The sequence below is a fragment of the Prevotella sp. khp1 genome (assembly GCF_900102205.1).
GTDB lineage: Bacteria > Bacteroidota > Bacteroidia > Bacteroidales > Bacteroidaceae > Prevotella > Prevotella ruminicola.
This window is the reverse complement of the sequence record NZ_FNJZ01000004.1, coordinates 1-15435: the sequence shown is the minus strand read 5'-3', so window position 1 is coordinate 15435 and position 15435 is coordinate 1. Positions and strand designations below refer to the sequence as shown.

The following is a 15435-nucleotide window of genomic DNA, read 5'->3' as shown; positions in this document are numbered from 1 at the left end:
TTATTTGATGGAAACGGTAATTTCTGAGCCTGTTTTCCAGGCACTGTACTTTACTCTGCCACCATTTACGTAGCCGATACGCAACTGGCGCTGGATGGGAGCCAGTTGTCCGTCCTTCTGCGTCAAAGTCACCTTCAGCTGCTTTTTCTGCTTCACAGCTTTCAGTTCTGTCAGGCGATAAGCCCCTTTCTTGTAGTCGAAACCATCGCCGGCATCCTCATACAACTGACCTTGAGCCTGACCGTTGGCATCAACACACACCAGCAAGGTAAGCGAGTCGGTACGCATCTCGGCTGTGCTCTGAGCCAGATTAGCCAGGGGAATAATCGAACCAGGGCGCTGGCGCAGTTCGGCCTGATAGCTATCGGTATTGGCCTCGAGTGTCAGCTTCTGCCAGCTGCCACCATCAGGCTGAGCCACATCGGTTGCCCATTGTGGACGGACCATCAGATCGGCACCCAACAGGAAGGCACGATCCTCGCTACGCAGACTCAGATCCTTAGGATTGCTCATAAACAGCGGGCGCATCACAGGCATGCCATCCACACTGGCCTCGCGGAAACAGGTGTAGATATAAGGCATGAGCATATAGCGGCGGTTGATGGCAGTACGACACACATCGAGCACCTTTTCGTCGAAAGCCCATGGCTCCTGATCGATAGTACCCTTAGTATTGTGGTTGCGCACAAAGGGGAAGTAAACACCCAGTGCCGTCCACTGAGCCACCAACTCGGCATTGGAGTTCTCACAGAATCCACCGATATCAGGCCCATTGAATGGCTGACCACTCAAGCCCAAGGTAAGCGTCATGGGCACGCTGAGTTTCATCTGCTCGGGCGATGAGAGGTTATCGCCTGTCCAGGTAGCCGCATAGCGATGACCACCTAAGAAGTTTGAACGTGAAAGGATGAACGGACGCTTCTGCGGGTTAGCCAACAGCAGACCCTGACGGCTGGCACGCACCATATTCAGGCCGAACACATTATGGAAACGCAGATGTGGACCTGCAGCGCCACCATCGCCATTGAGGTGCTGGTTATCGCGCGGCATGGTGCTCTCTTTCTGTCCAAACACGGCGGGTTCGTTCATATCATTCCAAACACCATCCACACCCTTGGCCATAAAGTCCTTATATAATGTGGCCCACCAGGTACGCACCTCGGGACGGGTAAAATCAGGGAAGTGACAAGCGCCTGGCCACACATCGCCCTCGAAAGGCTTTCCATCACGTGTTTTCACCCAGTAGTCGCCAGCGGTACCCTGATCGTCAACAAAGTAACCTTTCTCTACCTTCACACCTGGATCGATCATATACACCGACTTAAAGTTATTCTGATGCAGATAATCGTTCAGACGATTAGGATTGCTGAAGCCCTTTGGATCGAAAGTAAAAATACGATAGCCGTCCATATAGTCGATATCCATCCAGATTACATCTGATGGGATACGATGCTTGCGCAGCTTGTCGGCCACCTCCATCACCTTACTATCTGGATAGTAGGTAAACTTACATTGGTGGTAACCTAACGACCACAAGGGTGGCAGCGACATAGTACCGGTGAGACCAACCAATGCCTGCATAAGAGCTTGAGGACTCTGGCGCTCGATAACGAATACGCGGAAAGCAGGACCCTCACTATCGAATATCACCTCGTGGTCGGCGGTGGTTATCTTCTGTCGCCAGGTGTTATCGGCAATGATACCAAAGGCTGTACCATCCTTGCGTAATCCCATCACCCATGGGTGACTCTGGTAAAGGTGAGTACCGCCATCAACACCATAGGCAGGGGTATCAACATTCCACAACTCGATGGTTCGACCATTACGTCGCAGCGGACCTGTTACCTCGCCTGTGCCATAGAAATCCACGTCGTCGGCCACGCGGATAGTAGCAATACTATGACCATTCTGCTGACTGAAAGCCACGCGCAGAGGCCACTTGGCATCCAACGGATTAACAGCTGCAGGCTCCTGTTCAAAAATGGGCGAAGGCTGATGCTGCTTAGCATCGTAATGGGCAGGATAAAACACAGCCACACTATCGTTGGTGATAAATGCAGACTGAGCCATCGCAACAGATGCGATGGCCAGACTACTAAGGATAAAACTGATTCTTACAGTCATGATTACTAACTATTAATTAACCCAATTGTTTTTTCATTTCACTAACTCTGCCTGGATGGTTTCGTTAAACAAATCTACTTTGATGCGATAACGCCCATCGACCGACAACGTCCACTTAGTATCATCGCCACCAGTGTGAAAACGCTGATCCTTAAGAATATCCGTATCGGCAGCATAAGGATGGATGGATTTGGGATGCCAACGATCCTGGCCCTGGAACTTAAAGCTGCCAGGTTCCTCAACCTCGGGATGACGTTTCAGCTCGCCCTCCCAAGTCCAGATACAAGGATTATTCAGGTCCTGTTTCATCAGAAGCATATGGCCCTCTGACTTCCAGCCTACCTCGGTGGCACCGCCAGCCAAGAACAACTCGCCCCAAGGCTGGAACAGTTCGCCACGCAACTGTTTTTTCTCAGTATCGATATGGAAACGGTAACGATCCTCGCTTACCACCACCTGCCAGGCGGCCTGCTTGGCATCGGTAGTGATGGTATAGTCGACACCTTTGTTTACGATATTGGCATCGGGGGCGTCGGCCACCAGATAGGTCGTACGCTTACCTGCCTTCTTGGCTGTGGCAACGCGCAGTTCGCCTGCCTTCAAGCGGCCAGCATACTTAAAATCGTTATCACTTACCTTGGTAAGTTTCTGGGCACCACCAGGCACAGCGGTTCCGATAATCCACAGTTCCTGATACTGCTGGGCACACAAGGTGATACACACCACCAGTGCAGCCATCATCATATATAATCTTTTCATCACGCTTACATTATTTAATAGTTACCACTGTTTTCTTATCACACGCTGTACGAGCCACATTAACGGTGAGCAAACGGCGCTGCTGATCATAGTTCCAGCTACCATCGGTCAACTGGCGACCATCGATAACCACGGCTTTTGGACGGTTAACTGCCAGGAACTCTACGGTGTAGGAACGGCTCTCAGGCATGCCCGCAAATTTTCCCTCACGGGGAAGAATGGTGAGCGTGTTACCTTCGTGACTGATGGTTGTCGTGGTATAAGCACCCTGCTTATAGCCCTCGGTATCGCCCTCGTCCTCGTAAAGCTTGGTCTGTCCATTGCCACCAGGCACCACCTTCAGTATCAGACGGTCAGGACGTGTGTTGAGATTCATCATCGGTGGGTTGTTCACTATCACACTACCGGCACGGAAGAAGTAAGGAATCTCCTCCATGGCATAACGGTCGGTAAAGGTTCGGTTACCCTCAACCACCTTGTTGCGACACACATCAAACCAACGTCCCTCTGGCAGCCATGTGCGGCGGGCTGTGGTGCCATCCTTCTCAGGCTTGGTAACCACTGGGGCCACTAAGATATCGTCGCCAAACATATACTCATCCTCAAACAGATAGGCATTGTTGGCCTCGGGCCACTCGTAATAAAGCGGACGACACAGACTAACACCCGTATCGTAAGCCTGGCGGGCTGCGGTATAGATATAAGGCATCAGCGCATAGCGCAACTTAACCGTCTCAAGCAGCGAGGGGAAGTTAGAATACTTCCAGATGCGACGCTCGATACCCTCCCAGTTAGTGGCATGGGTACGGAAGATGGGGGTAAACACACCGAACTGCATCCAGCGCAGATAAATCTCAGGATCGTTGCCACCTGTCTGCTGGTGTCCGCCTAAATCGTGGCCCCAGTAGCCAAAGCCTACATTCGAAGCTGTGGCAGTAAAGTAAGGCTGCCAAGCCAGGGTGCCATAGGTTGTGAACGAGTCGCCAGAGAAACCAATCGGGTAACGGTGGCTGCCCAGTCCGCCCCAACGATGGAAAATCAGCGGACGATGGTTGGGACGATTCAGTCGCATATCGTTATAGAACACATGGTTGCACCAGAAGGTCTCGCCCAGTCCGTCAACATACTTGCTGGTGAGGTTCTGCTGCCAGTCGAGCCACCAGAAATCAACACCCTGACGCTCGCGAGCACGGATAATGTGCTTGAACATGTTATGATAGAAACGGCCATCGCTCAGGTTCCAGGGCACGCGTTTGGTCTGTTTATCCAATCCCATGTCCTCGCGCAGATCGTTGAAGAAGTCCTCATCATCATCCACGCCATCGGCTGGGTGAAGATTCAGTGACACCTTCAAACCATGCTGGTGCATCCAGTCAATCAGTCCCTCAGGATCGGGAATAGCTGTGCGGTCCCAAGTCCAACCAGTCCATCCCTGTGTGTGCCAGTCCATATCAAAAATCATCACATCCATGGGGATGTTGAAGCGCTTCACATCGTTCACAATCTCCATAAACTCATCCGAGGTGTAACGCTGGTATTTGCTGTACCAGTAACCCAGCACGTAGAGTGGCGGCATGGGCTGGCGACCAGCCACCTTGATGAAATCGCCTAAAGCTTTCTTATACTGATGGCCATAACCCAGGAAGTACCAATCGATGGCCTGCTTATCCACAGGCTCGGCCACCCAGTCGATACCATCCACCTGCTTGTCGAATGCGAATGTGGTTGAGCCATCGCCACGACGGGCCAATGGCGACTCGTCGATAATGCTCCAACCGGCACGCGACAACAAACCATTCTCCAGTTCCTGGCGCTTGTTATCACCAATCTGTCCGTCGAGGGTGCGAGTTGTACCCTTCAGGTTCATCGCATCGTCCTTACCAGGATACCACAACACGGGGCGACCGTTAAGCTGCATCGAGATGTTGAGCACCTCGGCCGATGGCTTGCGACCATCAATCACGCCACCTATCTTATATTTAAGTGTCAGGGCCGATGTCTTGATTTCAAGATAACCATCCTTCTCTACAGCCGTAAAGGCAGGAACGGGTAAACGACGGTTTACGATAGCAAACGTTGCACGATCTTCGAACAACGAGCGATCGCTGTACTGAATACGGATCATTTCGGGCGTTAATACAGTAAAACGCGCCTTTCCTGAGCGTACAACAGCATCGGGATGAGCCACAGGATTCAACTCCTGTGCCCACGCTGTATTGATACTCAGACAAATGAATAATAAAGTTAGAATTCGTTTCATTTTTATATATTACGTTTTTGTTATTTCATGCACAAAAGTACTGCAAATAGATCACATACAAAAGAAAGCAAGTAAATGTATAACGAATAATCAGTCGTATAACAAAGATGGCGCTGATAATCAGCAAGTTCACTTAAGTCGAGTTAGTTGTTTGTATAACAGAAATATTGAGCAGCGAGCCGCCTAGATTTCCATAATCAGGTGCTCAAACTGCTCGTTGTCAACCGTCGATCGGTTCTTTATTCGAGTTTTATACGTATTCACCGTATGTACCGAGTAATCCAGGAACTTGGCAATGCGCTCGCTATCGTTGATACCTAATCGAATCAGGGCAAAGATACGCATCTCGGATGTCAGCGACTGATCGTTATCTGGCAGCTTACGATCTTTCTCCTCGAACAGCGCATTATAACGCTCCACAAAGTCGGGGAACAGTTTCAAGAATGTCTGGTCGAAAGCTTCGTACATACTCGCGCGCTCCGTATTCAGCGTCGAGAGTTTCATCATCGAGCGCAAGTCCTCATACTGGCGCGCAGCTATCTTACGATCGATAGCCAGATAAAGTTTCTCCAACTTGGCAATAAACTCGGCATTGGTATAGAATGAACGACCGATATAGGCATTCTTGATCTTATCATCCTCCTGCAACTGCAGATTGGTGAGCTTGAGCTGCTCCAACTGCCCGGCAATGGTTTCACGCGCCTCGGTAAGCTTTAGGTTCTTACGGCGGATAGTCCAGTAGCTCCATAGACATGCCAACAACAGGATAACGAACAGGGCCGTTGCCACAAACAGCCAGTTTCGCTGACCACGCATACCATCGTAGCGATCTTGTTCGATAATAGGCAGGATATCATTGATTTCCACCTTACGGAGTCGGGTTCCGTAGAAGTTTACATCCTCTAAAGCCTGATGCACATACACGCTGGCACGTTCATGCTCACCCTCCTTAAAAATCAGACGAGCCAAATGATAAAGAGCGGTTATCTCACGTGTTGCCGTTTCGTTATCAGCCATAGCCGCTTGGGCGAAACATACTATAGCCTTATCCTCATGCTCCAACAAGATATGAGCCCATGCCATCTCTGCCATCGCTTTGGCACGCATGTGCAAGTCGTCACCACATCCATCAAGTACATGTTGCAGCGACTCGAGTGCTTTCTGATGCTCGTGCTCACGCAACTGGCGCGTACCAGTAACCGACCACCACATGCAGGAATTGGGCGGCACAATCTGCTTAAGCGAGTCGAGATACCCATTACTTCTATTGATATATTTGGTATAAAAGGGTTCTTCCTTGATGTAATCGGCCATATTGCGCCACAGCAAGCTGTTAATCTCATAATAATCCTCGAGCAATTTTCCGCTCAAGGCACTACGATCTATCGAGAGCATCACATCGTGAGCCTCGCTCAAGATACCAGCCGATATCAACGAGAAAGCAATAGCCTCTTGCGACTGGGCGATATACTGTGGATTCTGCAGACGAGTGGCTAATCCCAAACAAGCATAAGAGTAGTGACGGGCTGAGTCGTAACGGTAGCTTTTGTATTCGTTATACAAGGCGTACATCTGGGTAAATTCGCGACCTTCGGCCTTGGCTTTAGCCATACCCTCTTTCAGACTTTCAATACGGTCGATACGCTGTTTCTCATAATAGTCACGCTTGGCAAGACTGGCATCCAGTTTGTTTAACCAGTCGGCAGTATTTTTATCAATTGCAGCCTTAACAGGCACCATTAAAAATACCAATAAACATGTTAGTATAGGTTTCCTAATCTTCATTTTAGTTTGAGTCTTCGTTAATCGCAGCCAAAGTTAAAGATAAAAACCCAACCACGCACCATCTCAATTCAAAATATAACAATAATTAACGCCATAAAAACCAATAGGCAATTAATAGCTCACAGAGAGCTACTAACTGCCCATCGGCCGAAATATTACTTTACTACTTACTAATTAGCTGGTTCGAACTTAGTCCACATATCTGTGGCCAGCAAACAGAGTGTCAACGTGTAGCGACCGCTTACCGAGGGCACCCACTTCACGTCGCCACCATTGTCCTGATAACGGAAGGGTGACAGACGATGATCACTCACGGGGTCGGCATTATAGTCAGGCGCGAAGAAGAAGGGATCGCCCCAGCCATTACCAACACCAATCTTAAACTCACCACCAGCATTGAAATCGCCAGTCCAAGCATAATAGTAGGGTTCGCGTGCGCTACCTACCATCTCCAAACGACCATTAGAGGTGTTTGTATTCCAACCTACCGAACAGCCGTTTCCACAAATCCAGATCTGTCCTGGTGTGGGCAACTGAACGATGTCAAGTACACGACAGTCGTTGAAGCCGACGTTGGTATCCACGATAACCGTACGCTTGCCATTGCCATCGAAACGGAAATCGCGCACATCACCGTCTGTATAGTACTCCAACTGCTCGCCTTCGGCTATACCATAGGCAGGATAAGCCTCTGGTGTGGTGGTGAAGTGGAACTTGCAGGCACTCATGTTCAACGTAGCCTCGTAGATACCGGTACCCAGCTGGCGCTGATCCAAGCGCTGGGTACTCTTCTTACCATCATCGGTGGTAATCTGCATGTACAGGTAGGGTGAGTATTTCTCGTAGCCTGTAGCTGTGAACTCGACAGTCGAGAGCTCAGGCTTGATATAGCGCTGCTCGTTCTTGAAGACAGCCAGCAACTGAGCTGTTACCTTGACAGCCTGACCTGGCAGAGCCCACTGGCTCAGCATCGTGTTCAGCTCGTCGTGGGTCATCGAATAAGTCAGGTTAGTACCCAACTCCTTATAGTCAGAGTGGCTGTCTTTCTGACCGGTGGGATATAGGCATAGCTTGTAGCTGATGCCTTCGGTTGATGGGTCGACACTTGTGGCCGCATCCCAACTGAAGGTAACAGCCGTCTGGTCGGCAGCACTCTTGCTGAGGGTAATCTCCTCAACCGAGCTCTTCACGTGCATCTCGTCGGGGTTCTCCTCCAGCGTGAAATACTCTGGGTCCTTGTTGCACGATGTGAACAGCAGTCCTGTGCACAAGGCACTGAATATCATTGCATATTTCTTCATAATCGTATTCATTTATAGCTTAATTACCATTTTCGTTTACCCAGAATGGGGCCTCGCGCAAGTTGGGGTTCTTCTCGTACTCGTCGATATAGATAGGCATCCAGTAGTACTGGCGCTTCCAGATACGGGTCTGGAACACGGTGCGCTTGAAGAATTCCTCAGGAGTGCTACCCTGGAAGTTCATACCATAGTCGTCGCCACACATCTCGGGCAGGTTTTCTGCCTCCTTCCAGCGACGGATATCATACCAGCGGTTGTTCTCGCAGCACAGCTCCACACGGCGCTCAGCACGAATCACACGGCGCAGCTCGGCCTGGGTGTCATCCACATGGATGAACTTCTCGTCCATCGGGCTCACGTCAGCAGTAGTGTATTGGCGCACACCGGCACGCTCACGGATACGGTTCAGATACTTCAGAGCCTCCTGGCGCGAAGAGCTGTTGTCGTAGCACTCGTTCACAGCCTCGGCATAGTCGAGATAGGTGAAGGCCAGACGATAGGTGAAGCCCTGACGTGGGGTAATTGATCCTGTAAGGTTATTATCGAGCACGTTCAAGCCCTTACGAGCCAGGTAACCATTCTGTGGGGCATCGTGGGGTGATGATGTCTGGATATTATCACGACCGTTATAGAAGAAATCGTATTTACGATTGCCTACTGCCAACCAAGCGCCATGGAACGATACGGCATTGTAGAAACGGGGCTCGCGGTTGCAGTACATATTATAGGTACCACGATCGGTTACCTGTCCGGGCTTACCGGTACCATACTCCCAGTTGGTGATATCCGAACGATCGTCGATAGTGGTTGACATACCATCCTCTACATAACCTGAGTTAGGATCGCTGATGGGCAGACCGTTCTTGGTAAAGAAGGCATCAACCAAGCCCTGATAAACACCCAGGCCACAACCGCCGCCATACTCACGTACACTCACCTTAACCAGGAAGAAATTATAACTATTATTCTTAGTTACAGGGAAGGTAATCTCGTGGTTACCCTCGCTCCAACGCTTGATGTGCACGTTATAGGTACTCATGAAGGGGTCGATCTCACCATTAGGACCTTTCTCGGTATAGAGAGCATAGCCAGCTTTCTCGGCCTCGTCGATACAGAGTTTCAAAGCTTCTACGGCACGCACCCATTTCTGTGGATCGTAGGTAGGATTAAAAATCTGTTCACCTTCGTTGTTCACATAATCCTTGTACCAAGGGTTACCATTTACCAAAGGACTAGCAGCAAAGAGCAACATGCGCGAACGAACGGTGAGCGCCATGATGCGGTTGATACGACCATATTTCGAAGGATCGTCATATACAGCAGGCAGTGCCATAGCAGCCTCCAACATCTGCTTATCACAGTAATCAACCACATCGTCGAACTTAGACTGACCTACCATCAAATCTGCCAAATCAAAGTCGGTAGGAGCAATATAATCGGGCTTGAAGGGGATACCACCATGGTTCTCGGCCAACTGCCACCAGCCATAAGCGGTAAGGAACTTCACCTCGTTCTTCATGTTGTCAACCTCCGACTGTGGCAGGTCGTGATCGGGCATCGCCTTTACCATATTATTAAAAATGTAGCCATGACGGATATAACGGGGCATCATCTGCCAGTAATTGGCATCCCACTGTGAGTTAATGGTCCACTGGCCGAAAATCTTTGGGATAACTTTGCTCCAATCCCACTGCTGCCAACGCTTTGAAGGAGTCATATCATCGGCGAACACCTCATAACCATCGGTCTTCAGCTCCCACTTGTCAGGCGTATGAATCACATTATAGACATAGGCCAACCATTGATAGACCTTTTCACGGTTCTCGAACACCATATCGGTGGTCAGCTCGGTATCAGGCTCCTTGTCGAGATAGTCGGAGCACGACACTAACGAGCCGCTGATGGCGCTAAGCGCACAGAAAATATATAGAAGTTTCTTCTTCATAACAATAATACGATAAACTAAAAGTTAATGTCGATACCGAACATCACTGAACGGTTCATTGGATATTTCAAACCATCGTTGGTACCCAATTCAGGATCCCACAGCTTGAACGACGAGAGGCAGAACAGGTTATTGCCACTGACATACACACGACAACTCTTCACATAGAAACTCTGCAACCAAGACTTGGGCAAGGTATAACCAACCTCAAGAGTCTTACAACGCAGGAAGCTCATATCTTTCTTCCACCAGGTAGAACGACGGTAGTTGTTCACGTTAGGACCATAGGTCAGACGGGGCCAGAAGGCATATGGATCCTGATTGGTCTCTGTCCAGCGATCGTCGAGATTATAACTGTAGGCGTTACCCTCCGTAGTAGTACCACCACCAGGCAGGAAGTAAGGCTGATTACCAATCACACGATACATATCACCTGTGCCTTGGAAGAAGAAATTGAAATCGAAGTTCTTGTAGCTAATCACACCACCGAAACCATACACGATGCGTGGGTCTTCAGTACCACCAATGTAACCTTCGTCGGCCTCGGTAATAGCACCATCACCATCCACATCTACATACTTAATGTCGCCAGGATGCAGAATGGCAGCACCCACACCATCCTGTGTAGGAATACCATCCTTTAAGGTTCCGTCGGCATTAAAGTCGTCGTAGGTGAATAAGCGCTCAGCAACCAAACCCCACAACTCGTTCATTGAACGACCTGTAGCCGAACGGTGAGTGCCCTTCAGAGCCTCTGGCTCGTCTTTCTCATCTACACGGTTCTTGGCATAAGTAAAGTTACCATAGGCCGAAGTGAACAGGTCCTTGTTCCACTGCTTGTGGAAATTGAGTGTCACCTCTAAACCTTTGTTTGATACCTGACCGAAGTTAGCCCAAGGAGCCTTCACAAAACCAGTCTGAGTGGGAATGATGCTACGCTCCATAAAGATATTCTTACGCTTCTCACTGAAGATATCCACATTCAGGTCGAGCATATTCCACAAACCGACCTCGATACCAAGGTTCTTCTTGGTCACGGTCTCCCAAGTCAGGTTATCAACACCAATCTCACCTTCGGTGATACCCTTGACACCATCGCGATCATAGTTTTTCTGACCATTGGTTCCCCAAATATAGCCCTCCTCGTTGGTGAAAAGTGTGCCCAGATAGGCAAAACGGCGACCACCAATATTATCATCACCGGCCTGACCAATGCTGGCACGGAACTTGATCTTATGGAAGATAGGTTTCAGTTTCTCCATGAAGTGCTCCTCACTGAGCAACCATCCGATAGCAAAAGAAGGGAAAAAACCGAAACGCTTACCCTTGGCAAAGTTCTCAGAACCGTTGTAACCGAAGTTGAACTCAGCCACATAGCGGTTGTCATAGGTGGCCGACAAGCGACCGGCGATACCCTGCTTACGGTAGTCCTGAATACTACCATCATCATAGGCCTGCTGATTGTAGAGCAACATGGCATCCACATCGGTTTTACCAAAACGATGGTTATACATCAGGTCGGTCTCGAAATACACGCGGGTGTTACCATATTCATTACCCTGCTCGTTGCCCAGCGACTCGTCGCCAGCTTCATGCTGCGAGTAAATCAGGTTACCCTCTTCATCACGTCCAGTAGCGGGGAATACGGTACTTGGTTTAGCCGTACGACTACGACGGCTACGGTTCCAGCGGTCGAAACTAAACAGCCCCTTAGCCTTCAATCCTGGCAGAATCATCTTCAAATCCTGCTCAACACTGAACAGTGTCTGAATTTTACTTGAAGTAATGAAGTCGTAACCTTGCTGAGTGACCGTACGCCAGGGGTTAGCACGATACGAAATCACAGGGATAGCACCATCACTATAACGGGCTGGATGCACGAAAGGCAAGGTACGGAAAGCCTCTCCAAACGCATCATTGGTATTGCAACGCTGCTTCTTGAATCGGTTCAGATAACCACCAATGTTTACACGGAGCATGGTGGTCTTGGTCACGTCCATATCAATGTTGGTGCGCAGGTTATACTGCTGGTTGTTAGTTGCATTATCGAAAACCAAACTCTTATCCTGCTCCAGCAGACCTGTCTCCTTGAAATATGAAGTGACAATCGAGTAGCGCAGGAAGTCGGAACCACCGCTCACCTCCAGATTACCACGAGTGGTATAGGCATAATCCTTTGTAATGGCATCCACCCAGTTCACATCAGGATAAAGGTCGGGATCATAGCCAGAACGGGTACGGTCAATCTGCTGCTGTGTAAAAGGCTGAGCCACCCTGTCCTGAGCAGCCAACTCGTTGAGCAGCGACATATAGTCGGGCGCATTCAGGAACTTTGGCAACTGAGTGGGCTGATTAATAGCGTGTTCAACATGGAAACTCACCTGAGGTGCTCCTATCTTACCACGCTTGGTGGTAATCACAATCACACCGTTAGCACCTCGGACACCATACATGGCCGACGCCGAAGCATCTTTCAATATAGAAAACGACTCAATTTCAGCAACATCTACGTTATCCAAGTCGCGCTCCACACCATCAACCAAAATCAATGGGTTGTTGCTACCAGAGAAGGTTGAGATACCTCGAATCCAGAAGTTTGAGTCATCATAGCCAGGCTCACCTGAGCGTTGAATACCAATAACACCACTCAGCTTACCAGCCAGATTATTAGATAAGGTACGCGTAGAACCGAACTGCAGCTCAGCAGGCTTGATGGTCTCGATAGCACCAATGATAGATGCTTTCTTCTGACTGGAATAACCAGTTACTACCACTTCGGTAAACTCATTGGTTTCTTCCTCCAGCATCACATTCAGCAGGCGCGAACCATTTACCTTTACCTGTTTGCTGGCAAAACCAATGTAATTAAACTCTAACGTAGTACCACTCTTAGCGGGCACGTTAATTCGGAACATACCATCAGCATCGGTAATGGCACGAGTTTCAGTACCCACCAAAGTTACGGTAACACCAATAAGCGGTTCTTTCTGCTTATCGGTTACAAGACCTGTTACCTGGTTGGTCTGTACGCTTTGCGCCACAGCCGCAGGAGCCTGAGGCAACAACGGAGCAGCCATCAGCATAGTCAGGCTGCAAAGCATCACAGAACTGGCAGGTAACCAGAAGTGACAAATTTTGGTTAGTTGTTTCTTCATTTTTTGTTAAATTGTTAATTTGTTAGCTTTGGATTGATTTGCGGTGCAAAGTTAACCTCTTATATCCATTATTCGCCAATAAAAAAGATTTGTATAAGGCAATATAAGCCTTTACGAACAAAATACATACTGATTATCAAGTAGTTAACAATTCAACAAACAACACGTGTGTATAACAGAAATATAAAATAAGCAACATGACAAATCACGCAGATTATGTCATGTTGCTCATTAAAAGACGTCTAAGGTTAGAGCTCGTTTGTTTTCAGCAATTAGTACTCATCCTCGTTGAACAAGAAATCTTCTTTAGTAGGATAGTCGGGCCAGATGTCTTCGATGCTCTCATACACCTCACCTTCATCCTCAATCTCTTGCAGATTCTCCAATACTTCGAGTGGAGCTCCCGAACGGATGGCATAATCTATGAGTTCATCCTTGGTAGCGGGCCAAGGTGCGTCTTCTAATTTCGAAGCTAATTCAAGTGTCCAATACATAATACAAGTTTGTTAGTTTAACTAATTCATTTTTTATTCGGCCGCAAAAGTAATGAATTAATTTCTATCTACCAACATTTTGCCATACTATTTCACTCTGATTTGCGTTAAAATTTATTTTTTTTGCCAAAACAAACAGATAATCGCTCAATCTGTTCACATATTGCAATATTTCGGGACTAATTTTAGCCACTTCCGACAAAGCGACAATGCGGCGTTCGGCCCTACGACACACCGTACGACACACATGGGCCTGTGCAGCTTCACGAGTACCTCCTGGCAATACAAACCCTTGTTTCTCGGGCAGCAACTTCATAATATCGTCTATCTGATGTTCTACCATCTCTATTTCGCCCTCAGGCAAATATGCAGAGGGAGATAAGACTGTTTGATCCTGATCGGTAGCTAAATTGGTACATACATTAAACAAACAGTTCTGAATACGCATAATCATCGCCTTGTCATCACCATCAGGTAAAAGCGAGACCAGCAGTCCTAAATGACTGCTCAGTTCATCTACCGTGCCATATGCCTCAAGACGCTCACTGGCCTTCGATACACGCTGACCGCCTACAAGCGATGTTTTACCCATATCGCCACCTCGGGTATAGACTTTAGTTATTTTCATAAATTGATTGGTTAGAAGTTAATCTTATAGTTATGTTTAAATCTCGTTTTATCAAAGCATACGATACCGCAATAGTAAAGGTCGTAGGTAATCACTGTTCTATCGTCAGACTCTATCTCATGCCAACGTTCCCAATCACGCCAGATACCTTCGACTACTATAACAGATTGATTATCGCATTTTGGCATTAAGGCTTCCCAGGAGGCATTATCCTCAATGGTAACTCTTGCCAGCTCTACTTTATTAATAATAGGTGTAAAAGCTGTTTGATGGCATCCTGCCTGCCAGTAGCGTTGATATTCATCTGGAATCATCATAGCTGGCTGGCGCCAATTGGCTAATCGAAAGTATAACCGTCCCAGTTTGGTAGTGAGCCAATCATCGCCTTTCAACTGTTCGTAGGCATAATAAGGCCAATGCTCGTTTATCACATAACGTACAAACGAGTAATCGGTAGGCGACTGGATGCCAAAACCTCGGCATTGATGGATACGCCCTAACCAAACCAAACTGCCTTTCAATAGATTCATCACTGCAAAGATAGTGCAAATCGAGTGAAATACCAAAGGAAAACTCGTTTTTCTTTGTAATACCAAATAATAAATACAAAAAAATAGGAACCACTCGAAAGTGATTCCTACTTCGTTTTAAAAAGACGGCGGCTTCCTACTCTCCCGCATTGCATTGCAGTACCATCGGCGCAGGTGGGCTTAACTTCTCTGTTCGGAATGGGAAGAGGTGGGACCCCACTGCAATAACCACCTAATATAGGTTATTGACATTGTCGACACAAGAAACGTAGTTCAAGATTGCTCTTGGAAACAACTACATCTGATAATATCAGCATGAAGCGAAAGAGTTCGGGCAATTAGTAGTGCTCGGCTTTGACGTCACCGTCTTTACACCTGCACCCTATCAACGTCATCGTCTATGACGACCCTCAATGGAGTCCTCATCTTGCGGCTGGCTTCGCACTTAGATGCT

General features: G+C 48.2%; 10 protein-coding genes and 2 rRNA genes. All 12 read right to left on the bottom strand.

What is annotated here, in order from left to right; all coding sequences use genetic code 11:
- A complete protein-coding gene (locus BLR73_RS11090) occupies positions 1-2124 on the bottom strand; it encodes a TIM-barrel domain-containing protein (protein WP_091862055.1) in 2124 nt (707 codons plus the stop codon).
- A gap of 33 nt (positions 2125-2157) precedes the next feature.
- Positions 2158-2883: a SusF/SusE family outer membrane protein gene (locus tag BLR73_RS11085; protein ID WP_091862053.1), complete on the bottom strand. Its 726-nt coding sequence runs from the start codon at positions 2881-2883 to the stop codon at positions 2158-2160.
- Between the two features lie 10 nt (positions 2884-2893).
- The gene (locus BLR73_RS11080; protein ID WP_233456389.1) at positions 2894-5143 is read right to left on the bottom strand and encodes a glycoside hydrolase family 31 protein; all 2250 of its coding nucleotides are present in this window, start codon (positions 5141-5143) and stop codon (positions 2894-2896) included.
- Between the two features lie 183 nt (positions 5144-5326).
- Entirely contained in the window at positions 5327-6928 is a 1602-nt protein-coding gene (locus tag BLR73_RS11075; RefSeq protein ID WP_143010942.1) for a DUF6377 domain-containing protein, read from the bottom strand.
- 170 nt (positions 6929-7098) lie between these two features.
- Positions 7099-8229 (bottom strand): SusE domain-containing protein, encoded by a 1131-nt coding sequence (locus BLR73_RS11070; protein WP_091862047.1) that lies wholly within the window; start codon positions 8227-8229, stop codon positions 7099-7101.
- Between the two features lie 19 nt (positions 8230-8248).
- The gene (locus BLR73_RS11065) at positions 8249-10174 is read right to left on the bottom strand and encodes a RagB/SusD family nutrient uptake outer membrane protein (protein ID WP_091862044.1); all 1926 of its coding nucleotides are present in this window, start codon (positions 10172-10174) and stop codon (positions 8249-8251) included.
- 17 nt (positions 10175-10191) lie between these two features.
- Complete coding sequence (locus BLR73_RS11060) at positions 10192-13251, bottom strand: SusC/RagA family TonB-linked outer membrane protein (RefSeq protein WP_369821150.1); 3060 nt, start codon at positions 13249-13251, stop codon at positions 10192-10194.
- A 350-nt stretch (positions 13252-13601) separates the two neighbouring features.
- Positions 13602-13823: a DUF2795 domain-containing protein gene (locus BLR73_RS11055; RefSeq protein ID WP_013063838.1), complete on the bottom strand. Its 222-nt coding sequence runs from the start codon at positions 13821-13823 to the stop codon at positions 13602-13604.
- A 64-nt stretch (positions 13824-13887) separates the two neighbouring features.
- Entirely contained in the window at positions 13888-14451 is a 564-nt protein-coding gene (locus BLR73_RS11050; protein WP_073046810.1) for a cob(I)yrinic acid a,c-diamide adenosyltransferase, read from the bottom strand.
- A gap of 11 nt (positions 14452-14462) precedes the next feature.
- On the bottom strand, positions 14463-14960 hold the full coding sequence (locus BLR73_RS11045) for a hypothetical protein (protein WP_143010941.1): 498 nt from the start codon (positions 14958-14960) through the stop codon (positions 14463-14465).
- 144 nt (positions 14961-15104) lie between these two features.
- A 5S ribosomal RNA gene (gene rrf / locus BLR73_RS11040) occupies positions 15105-15217 on the bottom strand.
- 81 nt (positions 15218-15298) lie between these two features.
- Positions 15299-15435, bottom strand: a 23S ribosomal RNA gene (locus BLR73_RS11035); the annotation flags it as partial.

Coding starts and splice junctions, on each gene's coding strand:
- BLR73_RS11080 (WP_233456389.1), bottom strand. CDS start 5,143: ATGAAACGAATTCTAACTTTATTATTCATTTGTCTGAGTATCAATACA.
- BLR73_RS11050 (WP_073046810.1), bottom strand. CDS start 14,451: ATGAAAATAACTAAAGTCTATACCCGAGGTGGCGATATGGGTAAAACA.
- BLR73_RS11070 (WP_091862047.1), bottom strand. CDS start 8,229: ATGAAGAAATATGCAATGATATTCAGTGCCTTGTGCACAGGACTGCTG.
- BLR73_RS11075 (WP_143010942.1), bottom strand. CDS start 6,928: ATGAAGATTAGGAAACCTATACTAACATGTTTATTGGTATTTTTAATG.
- BLR73_RS11090 (WP_091862055.1), bottom strand. CDS start 2,124: ATGACTGTAAGAATCAGTTTTATCCTTAGTAGTCTGGCCATCGCATCT.
- BLR73_RS11065 (WP_091862044.1), bottom strand. CDS start 10,174: ATGAAGAAGAAACTTCTATATATTTTCTGTGCGCTTAGCGCCATCAGC.
- BLR73_RS11085 (WP_091862053.1), bottom strand. CDS start 2,883: ATGAAAAGATTATATATGATGATGGCTGCACTGGTGGTGTGTATCACC.
- BLR73_RS11060 (WP_369821150.1), bottom strand. CDS start 13,251: ATGGCTGCTCCGTTGTTGCCTCAGGCTCCTGCGGCTGTGGCGCAAAGC.
- BLR73_RS11055 (WP_013063838.1), bottom strand. CDS start 13,823: ATGTATTGGACACTTGAATTAGCTTCGAAATTAGAAGACGCACCTTGG.